The 13,297-nt window shown below is 65.8% G+C and carries 16 protein-coding genes; 7 read left to right on the forward strand and 9 right to left on the reverse strand.

What is annotated here, in order from left to right:
* Window positions 1–20 precede the first annotated feature (20 nt).
* Genes CSC74_RS07720 through cyoE form a run of 3 tightly spaced genes read left to right on the forward strand, consistent with a single transcriptional unit; the run spans window position 21 to window position 2,664 of the window.
* On the forward strand, window positions 21–584 hold the full coding sequence (locus tag CSC74_RS07720) for a hypothetical protein (protein WP_162313874.1): 564 nt from the start codon (window positions 21–23) through the stop codon (window positions 582–584).
* Window positions 584–1,747 (forward strand): COX15/CtaA family protein, encoded by a 1,164-nt coding sequence (locus tag CSC74_RS07725; RefSeq protein ID WP_162313875.1) that lies wholly within the window; start codon window positions 584–586, stop codon window positions 1,745–1,747. The genes CSC74_RS07720 and CSC74_RS07725 overlap by 1 nt, the downstream gene beginning before the upstream one ends.
* 5 nt (window positions 1,748–1,752) lie before the next feature.
* Window positions 1,753–2,664 (forward strand): heme o synthase, encoded by a 912-nt coding sequence (gene cyoE / locus CSC74_RS07730; RefSeq protein ID WP_425501441.1) that lies wholly within the window; start codon window positions 1,753–1,755, stop codon window positions 2,662–2,664.
* Between the two features lie 103 nt (window positions 2,665–2,767).
* On the opposite strand, the gene CSC74_RS07735 is transcribed toward cyoE, so the two are convergent.
* From CSC74_RS07735 to rpsU, 8 genes are all read right to left on the reverse strand, one after another.
* Entirely contained in the window at window positions 2,768–4,777 is a 2,010-nt protein-coding gene (locus tag CSC74_RS07735; protein ID WP_211369580.1) for a S9 family peptidase, read from the reverse strand.
* Between the two features lie 189 nt (window positions 4,778–4,966).
* On the reverse strand, window positions 4,967–6,694 hold the full coding sequence (dnaG, locus tag CSC74_RS07740) for a DNA primase (protein ID WP_162313877.1): 1,728 nt from the start codon (window positions 6,692–6,694) through the stop codon (window positions 4,967–4,969).
* 5 nt (window positions 6,695–6,699) lie between these two features.
* Window positions 6,700–7,026: a type II toxin-antitoxin system RelE/ParE family toxin gene (locus tag CSC74_RS07745; RefSeq protein ID WP_162313878.1), complete on the reverse strand. Its 327-nt coding sequence runs from the start codon at window positions 7,024–7,026 to the stop codon at window positions 6,700–6,702.
* Window positions 7,019–7,294: a type II toxin-antitoxin system Phd/YefM family antitoxin gene (locus CSC74_RS07750; RefSeq protein WP_162313879.1), complete on the reverse strand. Its 276-nt coding sequence runs from the start codon at window positions 7,292–7,294 to the stop codon at window positions 7,019–7,021. The genes CSC74_RS07745 and CSC74_RS07750 overlap by 8 nt, the downstream gene beginning before the upstream one ends.
* Before the next feature lie 75 nt (window positions 7,295–7,369).
* Window positions 7,370–7,888 (reverse strand): GNAT family N-acetyltransferase, encoded by a 519-nt coding sequence (locus tag CSC74_RS07755; RefSeq protein WP_162313880.1) that lies wholly within the window; start codon window positions 7,886–7,888, stop codon window positions 7,370–7,372.
* Between the two features lie 4 nt (window positions 7,889–7,892).
* Window positions 7,893–8,282: a hypothetical protein gene (locus CSC74_RS07760; RefSeq protein WP_162313881.1), complete on the reverse strand. Its 390-nt coding sequence runs from the start codon at window positions 8,280–8,282 to the stop codon at window positions 7,893–7,895.
* Window positions 8,283–8,288: 6 nt separating this feature from the next.
* Window positions 8,289–8,735, reverse strand: a complete 447-nt coding sequence (locus tag CSC74_RS07765) for a GatB/YqeY domain-containing protein (RefSeq protein WP_162313882.1) — start codon at window positions 8,733–8,735, stop codon at window positions 8,289–8,291.
* A 210-nt stretch (window positions 8,736–8,945) separates the two neighbouring features.
* Window positions 8,946–9,161, reverse strand: a complete 216-nt coding sequence (rpsU, locus tag CSC74_RS07770) for a 30S ribosomal protein S21 (protein WP_162313883.1) — start codon at window positions 9,159–9,161, stop codon at window positions 8,946–8,948.
* A 124-nt stretch (window positions 9,162–9,285) separates the two neighbouring features.
* Between rpsU and tsaD the strand changes: the two genes are divergently transcribed.
* From tsaD to CSC74_RS07790, 4 genes are all read left to right on the forward strand, one after another.
* Window positions 9,286–10,338, forward strand: a complete 1,053-nt coding sequence (tsaD, locus tag CSC74_RS07775) for a tRNA (adenosine(37)-N6)-threonylcarbamoyltransferase complex transferase subunit TsaD (protein WP_162313884.1) — start codon at window positions 9,286–9,288, stop codon at window positions 10,336–10,338.
* Window positions 10,339–10,509: 171 nt separating this feature from the next.
* Window positions 10,510–10,863, forward strand: coding sequence for a dihydroneopterin aldolase (folB, locus tag CSC74_RS07780; protein WP_162313885.1), 354 nt, complete (start codon window positions 10,510–10,512; stop codon window positions 10,861–10,863).
* Window positions 10,863–11,345, forward strand: coding sequence for a 2-amino-4-hydroxy-6-hydroxymethyldihydropteridine diphosphokinase (gene folK / locus CSC74_RS07785; RefSeq protein ID WP_162313886.1), 483 nt, complete (start codon window positions 10,863–10,865; stop codon window positions 11,343–11,345). The genes folB and folK overlap by 1 nt, the downstream gene beginning before the upstream one ends.
* Before the next feature lie 184 nt (window positions 11,346–11,529).
* Complete coding sequence (locus tag CSC74_RS07790; protein WP_162313887.1) at window positions 11,530–12,357, forward strand: DUF6159 family protein; 828 nt, start codon at window positions 11,530–11,532, stop codon at window positions 12,355–12,357.
* A 92-nt stretch (window positions 12,358–12,449) separates the two neighbouring features.
* Here the strand turns inward: CSC74_RS07790 and CSC74_RS07795 are convergent, their stop codons facing one another.
* On the reverse strand, window positions 12,450–13,190 hold the full coding sequence (locus tag CSC74_RS07795) for a pteridine reductase (RefSeq protein ID WP_162313888.1): 741 nt from the start codon (window positions 13,188–13,190) through the stop codon (window positions 12,450–12,452).
* Window positions 13,191–13,297 lie beyond the last annotated feature (107 nt).

The raw sequence follows: 13,297 nt of genomic DNA on the forward strand, positions 1-13,297 counted from the left end.
TTCCTGCACGACCCGATCCCATGCAACCCGATCCCGCCCAAGTCCGCCGCGGACGCTGGATACTGGTGCTGATCTTCCTGTTGTTCTTCGGTTCCATCTTCGGCGCCGGCGTGTTGCGCTTCAGCGGCTGGCAGCCAAAGGGCAGCAAGGTCCATGGGGAGATGCTGCGGCCCGCGATCGACGCGCGCGCCGTGGTGCCCAGGCTCGCCGATGGCAATAACTATGAGTGGCGGCCCACCGAGCGCCTGTGGCGGATCGTGGTCGCGCCTGCGGCCGACTGCACGACCGAATGCCAGAAGCTGGCGCGCGACCTCGACACGGTGTGGCAGTTGTTCGGCAACAACGCCGACCATGTCGAGATCCTCTGGGCCGGCGCGCTTCCCGCCGATGCGCCCGACACCCAATCCCGTCGCGTACTGCTGCCCACGCCGGAGTTGCTGGCCGCATTGCCGCGGGTGAAGGATCCGGCCGGCGTGCCTGTCTATGTGATCGATCCCAACGGTTTCGTGATCCTGCGTTATGCGCCGGGCACGGATCCGGGCTTCATCCGCGCCGACGTCTCCAAACTGCTGAAACTGATCTGATGACCCTGGTCGCCCGTCCCGCTGTCTACCGACATTTCCATCGCTTCGCCTGGCTGGCCGTGGTGCTGACCTTGTGCGTGGTGGTGTTCGGCGCTTTCGTGCGCCTGTCCGATGCCGGCTTGAGTTGCCCGGACTGGCCGACCTGCTATGGACGCGCGGCCTGGCCGCAGGCCGCCAGCGAAGTCAGCGACCACGCGGCCAGCGCGATCCGTCCGTTCGAGACCCACAAGGCCTGGCGCGAACAGGTGCACAGGATGCTGGCCGGTTCGCTGGGCGTGCTGGTGCTGCTGCTGGCGGTGCTCGCGGCGCGCAAGCGGCGCCATGGCATCGCCCAGGTCGCGCTGGCATCGCTGCTGGTGGCGGCGGCGATTCCGCTGTACATGCGCGGGGAACATGCGGCTGCGTCGGCGCTGGCGATAGCCGGTGAGATCATCCTGTTGTTCGCGGCCGTGCGCTGGTCGAACTCGGATCTGTCGCGGGTGGCCGTGCTCGCCCTCGCGGTGATCATCTTCCAGGCCCTGCTGGGCATGTGGACGGTGACCCTGCTGCTGAAGCCCATCGTGGTCATGGGCCACCTGCTGGGCGGACTGGCCACCTTCGCGCTGCTGGTGTGGATGGCCTGGCGGGCGATCGATCGCCCGATCACCCTGGTCGAAGCCGGCGCATTGAAACGCTGGGTGATCGCCGGCCTGGTCCTGCTCGGATTGCAGATCGCGCTTGGCGGCTGGACCAGCGCCAACTACGCGGCGCTGTCGTGCGGTGCGGGCAGCTGGTCCGCGGACAATTTCCCCAGGTGCGTGGGCCAATGGTGGCCGCCGCACGATTTCCGCGAAGGCTTCGTACTCTGGCGCGGGGTCGGCGTGGACTACGAAGGCGGCGTGCTGGATGGCGCGTCGCGTATCGCCATCCAGATGGCGCACCGCATCGTCGCCGTGCTGCTGGCGCTGTACCTGCTGGTGTTCGCAGTGCGCCTGCTGCGCACGCCGGGCATGCGCGGCTGGGCCACGGCGCTGATCGTGCTGGTGATCGGCCAGGTGTCGCTGGGCATCCTCAACGTCAAGCTGGCGCTGCCGCTGCACGTGGCCGTCGCCCACAACGCCGGTGCGGCGCTGTTGCTGTTCGTGCTGGTGTCGCTGCTGGCGCGCCTGCGCAGGCCGGAATGACGACGATGGCTACCGTCCGCCAGTACTGGAGCCTGACCAAGCCGCGCGTGGTCGCGCTGATCGTGTTCACCGCGCTGGTCGGCATGCTCCTGGCCATCGACGGCATGCCCGATGCGCAGCAGCTCAGGCATGGCGCGCTCGGTTTCCTCGGCATCTGGCTGGCGGCGTCCAGCGCGGCGGCGATCAACCAGATCCTGGACGCGCGCATCGACGCGAAGATGGCGCGGACCTCGTGGCGGCCGCTGGTGGTCGGCCAGCTGAAGCCGTGGCAGGCGCTGGTGTTCGCGCTGCTGCTGGCGGCCTTGTCGATGACGGTGCTGGTGCTGTGGGTCAACACCATCACCGCACTGCTGACCTTCGCTTCGCTGATCGGCTACGCGGTGGTCTACACGGTGTTCCTGAAGCGGGCCACGCCGCAGAACATCGTCATCGGCGGCGTCGCCGGCGCCGCGCCGCCGTTGCTGGGCTGGGCCGCGGTCACCGGCATGACCGGCGAGTGGGACTGGCCGTACGCGTTGTTGCTGGTGCTGATCATCTTCGTGTGGACGCCGCCGCATTTCTGGGCGCTGGCGATCTTCCGCCGCGACGATTACGCGCGGGCGCTGGTGCCGATGCTGCCGGTGACCCATGGCGTGACCTATACGCGCTGGCAGATCCTGTTCTACACGGTGCTGCTGGTGGAAGTGACCGTGCTGCCGGTGATCTTCGGCATGAGCGGCCTGTTCTACCTGGGCGGCGCGCTGGTCCTGGGCGCGGTGTTCCTGTGGTACGCATGGCGCCTGCTGGATCCGCCCGACGAATTCTTCCCGATGCGCGTGTTCAACTATTCCATCGTCTACCTGATGGCGTTGTTCGTGTTCCTGCTGGCCGACCACTGGCTTATGCCGTTGCTGCAGCCGGCAGCGCTGGCCGGATGATTCCGCGAGAATCGTAGGAGCGCCCCTTGGGCGCGATGCTCTTGGGTTTTTCGCGATCGGATCGGAGGGCATCGCGCCCAAGGGGCGCTCCTACGGTCCGCGGTTATTCGGGCAACAGGTACTCCTGCCAGAAGCGCATCGTCGCTGCGCCGAAGTAATCGCTGTTGGTCTTCTTCTTGAAGCCGTGCCCTTCGTCGGCGTACATCAGGAACCACACCGGCCGGCCATTGCCGCGCACCGCTTTCACGATCTGCTCGGCTTCGGTGTAGGGCACGCGCGGGTCGTTGCGGCCCTGGGCGACGAACAGCGGCGAGGTGATCCTGCCGGCGTTGTTCAGCGGCGAGATGCGCTCGAACACGACCTTCATTTCCGGATCGCGTTCGTCGCCGTACTCGGCGCGGCGCAGGTCGCGACGGTAGCTCTCGGTGTTGTTGAGGAAGGTGCCGAAGTGCGAGATGCCGACTGTTTCGACGCCAGCACGGATGCGCTCGCTGTAATGCATCAGCGAGGCCAGCACCATGTAGCCGCCATAGCTGCCGCCGGTCACGCCGACCCGGTCCGCGTCCAGTTCCGGTTGTTGCGCGATCCAGTCCAGCAACGCGCCGATGTCCTTGACCGAATCCTCGCGCTTTTCCGCATTGTCCAGGGTCAGGTAGGTCTTGCCATAGCCCGATGAGCCGCGCACATTGGGCACCAGCACCGCAATGCCGAGTTCGTTGGCCATGAACTGGATGCCGGGGTTGAAGGCCGGCAGCGCCTGGCCTTCGGGTCCGCCATGGATGCTGATCACCACCGGCAGCTTGTGGCCTGCCGTCGCGTTCGCGGGCCGGTAGTAGAACGCGGGAATGGTACGCGGGCTCTTGCCCGGTGCGCCGCCATCCACCTGGTCGAAAGTGGGGAAGCGGACCAGCGTCGGCGCGACGAATTTCGAGGCATCGAGTCCGCCGACTTCGCTTTTGGTCCACTGCGTGCGTTCGCCGCCGGCCAGGTCGATGACATGCACATCGCTCGGCGAAGTCGCGGTGTTGAGGCTCAGGGCCAGGCGCTTGCCATCGGGCGAGAAACCGAAGCCGCCGATCACGCCCACGGGCAGGGCAGGCAGTTGCAACGGCCGGTGGTCCGGAAGCGAAAGCACATGCAGCTTGCCGATCCCGTCCTCATTGCTGACGAAGGCCAGGTGCCTGCCGTCGTCTGCGATCTCCAGTCCTTCCACGTCCCATGGGATGCCGCCGCTCAACTGCAGGAGCTTGCCGCTGGCGGGGTCATGGAAACGCAGGGACTGGAACTCGCTGGCCTTGCCTTCGAACGGCTCGTCGGAAATGAAGTACGCCGCCTTGCCGCCGGGCGCGTACCTGAATCCACCGAACGCCGCCTTGCCGCCATCGACCGGGAACAGTTCCAGCTTGCCGCTGGCGATATCGACTTCGCCGGGTTGCGATTCGCTCGCCGAAACGTACTTCATCACCAGCAGGCGCTTGCCATCCGGCGAGAAGTCCATCGCGCTCCAGCTGCCGCCGGCCGTCACCAGCGTGCGTGTCGTGCCCGCGCGGGTGTCGCGCAGCCAGATATCGCGATCCGTGCCGTTGCGCGCGGTACTCGTATAGGCCATCAGTCCGCCGTCATGGCTCAGCACCACGCCACCGTTCTGGGTGCGCTTGCCATCGGTCAGCAGGGCGATGGAACGGGTCTGCGCATCGAACCAGTACAACTGCGAGAACTCGTCTCCGCCCTTGTCCTTGGCGAAGACGAAGCCTTCGCGCCATGCCTTGGCCGGTGAAGGCGCGATGCCGGCCACGGGCTCCGGATAGAACGTCAACTGCTCGCGCGCGCCCATCGGCTGGCACACGCGATGCGCCTGTGCGGTCTCGGCGAAGCGGGTGCTGATGAGCAGGCATCCGTCCCCGGTCCAGCCGGCGAAGGACGCACCGCGCGTGTTCTGGTAACGGTTGAGCCTGTCGATCAGTTCAGCCGGAATTTCCGGCACGTTCTCGGTGATGCGGTTGCCCTGTTCCTTGCGCACCACTTCCTGCGGCTTCATCGCCGCCTGCGCCGCGACGGGCAATGCGGCGAGCGCGAACAGGCTGGCGAACAGGGCATGATCCATGCGGCGCATCAGGATTCTCCTGGAGAGGGTCGCGACACTTTATCGCGGCGGGCGCGGGCCTGTGCATGACCAAGGTCATGCCTTGGTAGAGCCGAGCTTGCTCGGCCGCTCTTCGCGAAAAATCAAGAGCAGCCGAGCAAGCTCGGCTCTACGCCCCGAAGCAAGTCCCCTTGGGGGACAAGGTGTCGGGATCCGTGTTCAGCCGCGGCCGATGCGCGCCTGCAGCAGGGCGCGCAGTTCGTACTTGTCGGCTTCGTCCAGCCCGCCGTCGCGGTTCTTGGCCTGCAGTTCCTCGATGCGCTGTTCGACCGTCTGCCGTTCCAGCTGGGCCACGGCGTCGTGCAGCTCCATGCGCCAGGTGGTTTCGTTGCCGGGCAGCGCATGCGACGCCAGCTTCTGCAGCGCGGCCAGTTCGTCGCGTCCGGAGAAATGCTGCAGCAAGGCGCCGGTGCTGATTTCGGGGCGTGCATGGACCAGCGACAGCAACTCCACCAGCAATTCGACGCCGGGTTGCTTCAGGTCGCGGAAGCCATAAGGCGGCATCAGCGAAAGTCCCAGCGACGGCTGCTGCAGCAATACCGAGATCGCGCCGCGCACCAGGCTGCGCTTCTGCGTGGCCACCGGCGCGCGCGAAACGGGTTTCGGCTTTTCCGGCAGGGCCTGCGCTTGCCGCACGCCGACGCCGGTGATCTCGCCCAGGCGTTGCCGCATCAGGTCGCCGAACGCGCCATCGGGGATCTGCGCGAGCAGCGGCCTGGCGCGCTCGGCCAGGCGCGCCTTGCCATCCAGCGTGGAAAGATTCACGTCCTTGCCTAGTTCGTCGTAGAAGAACTGCGACAGCGGCGTCGCCTGTTGCAGGCGCCTGTCGAAACCGGCGGCGCCTTCGCTGCGCACGATGCTGTCCGGATCCTCGCCATCGGGCAGGAACAGGAAGAACGCCTGGCGCCCGTCCTTCATCCGCGGCAACACCGATTCCAGCGCCTTCCACGCCGCGCGTTGTCCGGCGGCATCGCCATCGAAGCAGAAATACACGTCCGGCGAGTTGCGGAACAACAGCTCGGCGTGGTCCGGCGTGGTCGCCGTGCCCAGCGTCGCCACGGCTTGGGTCACTCCATACTGGAACAGCGAGACCACGTCCATGTAGCCCTCGACCACGACCAGTCGTTCGATCTTCTGGTTGGCCTGGCGCACCTGCCACAGGCCGTAGAGTTCGCGGCCCTTGTGGAACAGCGGCGTCTCCGGCGAGTTGAGGTACTTCGGCCCATCGTCCTTGGCCAGCACGCGGCCGCCGAAGGCGATCACCCGGCCGCGGCGATCGTGGATCGGGAACATCACCCGGTCGCGGAACTTGTCGTACACGCGACCGTTGTCGCTGCGCGACAACATGCCGGTCTTGTCGAGCAGCTTGATCCGGCGTTCGTCGGTGCCCAGCGCGTCTTTCAACGCGGAAAATCCATCGGGCGCGTAGCCGATCGAGAACTGCGCGCGGATGCTGTCATCGACGCCGCGCTGGTCGAGATAGGTTTTTGCCTTGTCGCTTTCCTGCAGCTGGCGCTGGAAGAACTTCGCCGCCGCGTCCAGCGCCGCGTACATGTCGCGGCCGTCGTCGGTTTCGTTGCGCTTCTGCGTTTCCTTGGGCACTTCCATGCCCACGCGCTTGGCCAGCTCGTCGACCGCGTCGAGGAACTCCAGGCGGTCGTAGTTCATCAGGAACGAGATCGCGGTGCCGTGCGCGCCGCAACCGAAGCAGTGGTAGAACTGCTTGGTCTGCGACACCGTGAACGACGGCGAGCGCTCGTCGTGGAACGGACAGCGCGCCGAGTACTCCTTGCCCTGGCGTTTCAACGGCACGCGCGTGCCGATCACCTCGACGATGTCGGTGCGGGCGAGGAGATCGTCGATGAAGGCGTCGGGGATGCGTGCCATCTTGTCTAGGAGCGGATCAGGCGTTCAAGAAGCAGTGATTGCAGATCGCGTCGGGTGTCCAGCACAGCCAGCACCAACACCCGGCCGGCCTCGATGCGATAGACGATACGCCACGGGCGTTCCAGCAGTTCGCGGTAGTGCAATACGCCGACGGCGCGCAATTCGGGGACGATCCTGCCGCGTCGCGCTTGCGACTCCAGGGCCCGTGCCCGCCGCTCGAGCGTGTCGAGAACCTGCATTGCAGCCGCGGGGTCGTCCGCGGCGATGTAATCGACCAGGCTTTCGAGATCATTGCGTGCGGTGTCGGTCCATAACACCACGCTCCTAGTCACGTCGCTTTTCCAGCTTGCGCCGCAGGGCCGTGAATGTCTGCGCCTGCGTACTGGTGCGTCCTGTCTGGATATCGGCCTCGCCCTGGGTCATCAGCTTCAACATGGCCAGGCTCTGCTGCTGGCGCTGGAAGCTCTCGAAACTTTGCACGACGGCGCTGCCACGACCGTTCTGGGTCAGCACGACCGCCTGGTTGTCTTCCTGCAGGTGCTTCAGCCATTGACTGGCGCCGGCCTTGAAATCGCTCAGGCTGATGACAGGATCGCTCATCTTCGCATCTCCAATTCGGTCCGAATTCGGTTGGAGTATAGCCGACCCGAAGACTGTGCCCTCGGAGGAAGGTGGTTATTCCTCCCGGTTCGCAGCCAATGCCCGCAGTGCGGCGCCGGTGACGCGTTGCACCGTCCATTCCTCCAGGCCGAGCGCGCCCAGGCTGCGGTAGAAGCGGATCGCCGGCTCGTTCCAGTCCAGCACCGACCATTCGAAGCGGCCGCAATCGCGTTCGACCGCCAGCCTGGCCAGGTGGACCATCAGGCGCTTGCCCAGGCCCAGGCCACGGAATGGCGGGCGCACGAACAGGTCTTCCAGGTACAGGCCGCGCTGGCCGAGGAAGGTGGAGAAGTTGTGGAAGAACAGGGCGAAGCCGGCGGGTTGCCCATCGACTTCGGCGATGAGGACTTCGGCGGCGGGTCGTTCGCCGAACAACTGTGCCGCCAGCGTGGCTTCGTCGGCCACGGCTTCGTGTGCGAGCTTTTCGTATTCGGCGAGTTCGCGAATGAAGCACAGGATTTGTCCGACGTCATCGCGCGCTGCAGGGCGTAGTCGCACGTCTGGCGGGATCGGAAGGGATGTCGTTATGGGCATTTTCTCAACGTTCCTCGCCGTGGAAGGGTTCAGCGACGACCTGCCACTGGTCTTCATGAACAATGTAGCCGGGCCGCTCCGTCTGCACGATCTCTATCAGGTGGTCATGCTGCCGCGCGATATCCGCAATGGCGTGCAGGTAACGGACGGCATCGGTGGCGCTGGATCTCAGCCATGAGATTCCGTGCGTCTGCTTGTGCGAAACATTGCGCTTGCGGGCGAACCTGGCGGGAACCGGCAGATTGGTTTCGAGCCATTGCGTGTGGCTGCGCAATCTTTCTTCTTCCGCATGAGGCAGATTGCCCGAGCGAAGCAAGCGATACGCCACAGTCATCAAACCGGTCCGTTGACCGGTCCGTTCATCGCGATCCGGGGTGACGAATCGCAGCAGCATCCGGACTCAACCCGCGAACTTCTTCTTCACCAATGCCGACACCAGGCCCATGTCGGCCTGTCCGGCCAGCTTCGGCTTCAGCACGCCCATCAGCTTGCCCATGTCGGCCGGGCCGGTGGCGCCGGTCTCGGCAATGGCGGCGTCGATGGCCGCAAGGATCTCGGTCTCGCCGAGCTTGGCAGGCAGATACTTCTCGATCACCACGATCTCGGCGCGCTCGATGGCGGCCAGGTCTTCGCGGCCTGCGGCCTCGAACTGGCTGACCGAATCCTTGCGCTGCTTGACCATTTTTTCCATGACGGCGAGCACGGCGGCGTCATCCAGCTCGATGCGCTCGTCCACCTCACGCTGCTTGATCCCGGCGTTGATCAGGCGCACCACGCCCAGCGTGTGCTTGTCGCCGCCCTTCATCGCGGCTTTCATGTCTTCGACGAGCTGCTGTTTCAGGGACATGTGGATCTCCAGGTTGTTGATTAAAACCGTATGCCAAGGCGTGCCGTCCTCTCGCCTCGTAGATCCGAGCTTGCTCGGATGCATTTCGCATTGAGGCAAGAGCATCCGAGCAAGCTCGGACCTACAAGACCGGGGCGATGCTCGCCACGGCCAAAAACACAAAAAGCCGGCTACGCTCGCGCGTGCCGGCTTCTGGCGAAGCGACGCGGCTCAGTACAGGCGCTGCTTCTTGGTGACGTCGCGCGAGCTGCGGCGCAGCTGGCGCTTCACCGCGGCGGCGGCCTTGCGCTTGCGTTCCTGGGTCGGCTTCTCGTAGAACTCGCGCTTGCGGGTTTCGGCCAGAACACCGGCTTTTTCGCAGGTACGCTTGAAGCGACGCAGAGCAAACTCAAAAGGCTCGTTTTCGCGGACTTTGACGCTGGGCATGGAATCTCCGGGACACAAACAACCGGGTCAGTCCCGGCGAGCCGCGTATGATAACGGCTCCCCGGGGCTGCCTGCAACCCGCCCGGGCGCTGGAATCCTGCCCTCAAGCCCACATTTCGAGCCCATGCGCGTCCTCGGCATTGAAACCTCCTGCGATGAAACCGGCGTGGCCGTCTTCGACACGGCCTTGCCGGGCAGCGCCGGACTGCGGGCCCACGCGGTCTACAGCCAGATCGCCCTGCATGCCGAATACGGCGGCGTGGTGCCCGAACTGGCCAGCCGCGACCACGTGCGCAAGCTGCTGCCGCTGGTCAGACAGACCCTGGCCGAGGCCGACCTGAAGCTCGGAGACCTCGACGGGGTGGCCTATACCGCCGGCCCCGGGCTGGTCGGGGCGCTGCTGGTCGGGGCCGGGGTGGCCCGTTCCCTGGCCTGGGCGCTGGAAGTCCCGGCGCTGGGCGTGCACCACATGGAAGGCCACCTGCTGGCGCCGCTGATGGAAGACGACCCACCCGAACCTCCCTTCGTGGCCCTGCTGGTCTCCGGGGGACATACCCAGCTGGTTGCGGTGGACGCCATCGGCCGCTACCGGTTGCTGGGCGAAACCCTGGACGACGCCGCTGGCGAGGCCTTCGACAAGACCGCCAAGGTCATGGGCCTGCCATATCCGGGCGGCCCACAGCTGGCGGCGCTGGCGGAAGGCGGGAAGCCAGGCGCCTACAAGTTCTCCCGGCCGATGACCGACCGGCCCGGGCTGGATTTCAGCTTCAGCGGCCTGAAGACCCAGGTCATGCTGGCCTGGCGCGACAGCGACCAGAGCGATACGACCCGGGCCGACATCGCCCGCGGATTCGAGGACGCGGTGGTCGATACCCTGGCGATCAAGTGCCAGCGCGCGCTCGACGAAGCCGGCAGCGACACCCTGGTGATCGCTGGCGGCGTCGGCGCCAACAAGCGCCTGCGGGCCAAACTGCACGACATCGCCGGCAAGCGCGGCGGACGGGCCTGCTTCCCGCGCCCAGAGCTGTGCACCGACAACGGCGCGATGATCGCCTTCGCTGGCGCGTTGCGGTTGCAGGCCGGGCAGTTCGAGGATGCGGCGGTGAGGGTGACGCCACGCTGGGATATGGCGACGTTGCCGGAAGTGGCTAGCGAAAAGCCGGAACTTCAGCAATAGCGGGCGGGAAATTCCTGCCGTCATTCCAGCGAATGCCGGGATCGACTTTGCTTCAGCCTTCGAACGAACAGGTGTTCAACAAGATCAAGATGGATCCCAGCGTTCGCTGGGATGACGAACAAAAGCGGCTACGCTTCCCTCACTCCTCACTCCTCACTCCTCACTCCGCTCATGGACAAAGTCTTCATAGAAGGTCTCGAGATCGACGCCCTGATCGGCATCTACGACTGGGAGCGGCGCATCCGCCAGACCCTGCGTTTCGACCTGGAAATGGGTTTCGACAACCGCAAGCCCGCGGCCAGCGACGACATCGCCGACACGCTCAACTACAAGGCGGTGAGCAAGCGCCTGATCGAGTTCGTCGGCCAGTCGGACTACGGTCTGGTGGAAACCCTGGCCGAACGCTGCGCGGAAATCGTGCTGGCCGAATTCGGCGTGTCCTGGCTGCGGCTGAAACTCAGCAAGCCCGGCGCGGTGCGCGGCGCGGTGGCGGTGGGCGTGATCATCGAGCGCAACCGCGGCTGATGGGCAAGGCCTATCTGAGTCTGGGCAGCAATGTGTTGCCGGAACGAAACCTGGCTTCGGCCCTGCGCGCGTTGCGGGAAAGGTTCGGTGCGTTGCTGGTTTCTCCGGTCTATCGGACCAAGGCGATCGGATTCGACGGCCCTGATTTCCTCAATGCCGCCGCCGTGCTCGATTCCGACCTCGGCGTGCGCGAACTCAACGACTGGCTGCATGCGCTGGAAGACGCGCATGGCCGCGATCGTAGCGGGCCGCGTTTTGGCGATCGGCCGCTGGATATCGACATCGTGTTCTATGACGATCTGGTCATGCAGGGGCCCGGCAGCTTGCGCCTGCCGCGTCCGGAACTGCAGCATGCGTTCGTGCTCAGGCCATTGGCGGATATCGCTCCGGACTTCGTGGATCCGGTGTCGGGTCGGACTCTGGCCGATCTGTGGGCGCAGTCGCCAGAGAGCGGTGTCCCGATGCAACTAGTGGAAGGCTGACGTGGGAGCGGCGTCCCGCCGCGAGCCCTCCCCCCAAGCGCACGCATTGCTTGCTCGGCGACTCATGCAAGAGCTCGCGGCGGGACGCCGCTCCTACGTCATGCCGCCCCCACAATGACTTCCGGCAGCTTGCGGCGCCCGTCCGCAGGCGGCACGCTATCCGCATCGTCACTGGGGAAGGGTCATGTTCGAGAAATTTTCGCGTAGCTGGGAACTGGTCAAGGCCAGCGCCGGGGTCCTGCGCTCCGACAAGGAGCTGATGCTGTTCCCGCTGATTTCCGGTGCCGCCACCCTGGTGGTGATGGCGACGTTCCTGATCCCGGTATTCGCGCTGCGCATCTTCGAGAACGGCATCGGCATAGGCGGCGCGGTACTCGGCTTCCTGTTCTACTTCTGCCAGTACAGCGTGATCATCTTCTTCAACTGCGCGCTGGTCGGCGCGGCGATGATCCGCCTCGACGGGGGCGATCCGACCCTGCGCGACGGTTTCGATGCGGCGAAATCGCGCCTGCCTTCGATCCTCGGCTATGCGGCCATCGCCGCAACCGTTGGCGTATTTCTGCAGGCGCTCAAGAACAAGGACAACAATTTCATCGTGCGCCTGGTCGGCAGCGGCCTCGGCGCCGCCTGGACCCTGGCCACCTTCCTGGTGGTGCCGGTGCTGGTCAGCCGCGACATCGGTCCGATCGACGCGTTGAAGGAAAGCGTAACCCTGCTCAGGCGCACCTGGGGCGAGAACGCGATCGGCAACGTCGGCATCGGCGCCGCGTTTGGACTCATCACTTTCCTGTCCCTGCTGGTCGGCGCCGGACTGGTGTTCGCCGCGTACCAGGTGTCGCTGCCGCTGGCGATCGGGATCGGCGCGATTTTCCTGCTCGGCGTGCTGTTGCTCGGCATCTACCAGGCCGCGCTGAGCGGAGTGTATTCGGCGGCGCTGTACCGCTACGCGGTATCGCACGAAGCGCCGGCGGCGTTCCGCGGCGCGATGCTGGAAGACGCGTTCCGCGCGTAGGAGCGACGTAAGTCGCGAAGGACATGCATGTAATCCGGGTATGCCGCACGCCCATCGCGACTAACGTCGCTCCTACGCCATTTCTACGCCGATCAACCGGCGAGGGTGCGTCCGCCGTCCAGGTGGATGACCTGACCGGTGGTGTAGGTCGCGTCGCGCAACAGCCAGCGCACGGCTTCGGCGATCTCGGCGGGGGCGCCGGTCCGGGCCAGCGGCGTGCGCGCCAGCATCGCCTGCTGCCTGGTGTCGCTGGTTTCGTTCTCGGCCCAGAGAATCGCGCCGGGGGCGATCGCATTCACGCGCACGTCGGGCGCCAATTCCAGCGCCAGCGACCGGGTCGCCATCACCAGCGCGGCCTTGGCCATGCAATAGACCGAGTGGTCGCGCAGCGGGCGCTCGGCGTAGATATCGACCAGGTTGACGATCGCGCCTTGCGATGCCTTCAGGTGCGGCGCCGCGGCCTGGGCCAGGAAGAACGGCGCGCGCGCGTTGGAAGCGAATAGCGCGTCCCATTGCGCGGGAGTCGCCGTGCCCAGCGGCGTCGGCTGGAAGGTGGAGGCGTTGTTGACCAGCGCATCCAGTCGGCCGAAGCGGCCGACCGCCTTGGCCACCAGCTCCGGCAGGCGGTCGAATTCGGACAGGTCGGCCCGCAAGGTCAGCACGCTGTCGGCGCGGGTCGCTTCCAACTCGGCCGCAAGCGCCTGCATTTCCGTGGCCGAGCCACGATAGTGCAGGACCAGGTCGTAGCCTTCGGCATGCAGTCGCCGTGCGATCGCGGCGCCGATGCGGCGGGCGCTACCGGTGATCAGGGCAACGGGGGCCGGTGCGGGCATGGAATACCTTGGATTCTGGAGTCGGCGCATTGTGTCCCCAATCCGGCGCCCAGCGCGAATGCGCGATCGCTCCCGCAGCCGCACAACTGGCCGTGGCCACTCGCGAT

The sequence above is a fragment of the Pseudoxanthomonas yeongjuensis genome (genome assembly GCF_010093345.1).
Taxonomy (GTDB): domain Bacteria; phylum Pseudomonadota; class Gammaproteobacteria; order Xanthomonadales; family Xanthomonadaceae; genus Pseudoxanthomonas_A; species Pseudoxanthomonas_A yeongjuensis.

Excerpts from the sequence above, each read along its gene's own strand:
- CSC74_RS07760 (WP_162313881.1), bottom strand. The coding sequence starts at position 8,282 with ATGCTGCTGCGATTCGTCACCCCGGATCGCGATGAACGGACCGGTCAA.
- rpsU (WP_162313883.1), bottom strand. The coding sequence starts at position 9,161 with ATGCCCAGCGTCAAAGTCCGCGAAAACGAGCCTTTTGAGTTTGCTCTG.
- CSC74_RS07795 (WP_162313888.1), bottom strand. The coding sequence starts at position 13,190 with ATGCCCGCACCGGCCCCCGTTGCCCTGATCACCGGTAGCGCCCGCCGC.
- CSC74_RS07755 (WP_162313880.1), bottom strand. The coding sequence starts at position 7,888 with ATGCCCATAACGACATCCCTTCCGATCCCGCCAGACGTGCGACTACGC.
- CSC74_RS07735 (WP_211369580.1), bottom strand. The coding sequence starts at position 4,777 with ATGCGCCGCATGGATCATGCCCTGTTCGCCAGCCTGTTCGCGCTCGCC.
- folK (WP_162313886.1), top strand. The coding sequence starts at position 10,863 with ATGGGCAAGGCCTATCTGAGTCTGGGCAGCAATGTGTTGCCGGAACGA.
- CSC74_RS07765 (WP_162313882.1), bottom strand. The coding sequence starts at position 8,735 with ATGTCCCTGAAACAGCAGCTCGTCGAAGACATGAAAGCCGCGATGAAG.
- dnaG (WP_162313877.1), bottom strand. The coding sequence starts at position 6,694 with ATGGCACGCATCCCCGACGCCTTCATCGACGATCTCCTCGCCCGCACC.
- folB (WP_162313885.1), top strand. The coding sequence starts at position 10,510 with ATGGACAAAGTCTTCATAGAAGGTCTCGAGATCGACGCCCTGATCGGC.
- CSC74_RS07750 (WP_162313879.1), bottom strand. The coding sequence starts at position 7,294 with ATGAGCGATCCTGTCATCAGCCTGAGCGATTTCAAGGCCGGCGCCAGT.
- CSC74_RS07725 (WP_162313875.1), top strand. The coding sequence starts at position 584 with ATGACCCTGGTCGCCCGTCCCGCTGTCTACCGACATTTCCATCGCTTC.
- tsaD (WP_162313884.1), top strand. The coding sequence starts at position 9,286 with ATGCGCGTCCTCGGCATTGAAACCTCCTGCGATGAAACCGGCGTGGCC.
- CSC74_RS07720 (WP_162313874.1), top strand. The coding sequence starts at position 21 with ATGCAACCCGATCCCGCCCAAGTCCGCCGCGGACGCTGGATACTGGTG.
- CSC74_RS07790 (WP_162313887.1), top strand. The coding sequence starts at position 11,530 with ATGTTCGAGAAATTTTCGCGTAGCTGGGAACTGGTCAAGGCCAGCGCC.
- cyoE (WP_425501441.1), top strand. The coding sequence starts at position 1,753 with ATGGCTACCGTCCGCCAGTACTGGAGCCTGACCAAGCCGCGCGTGGTC.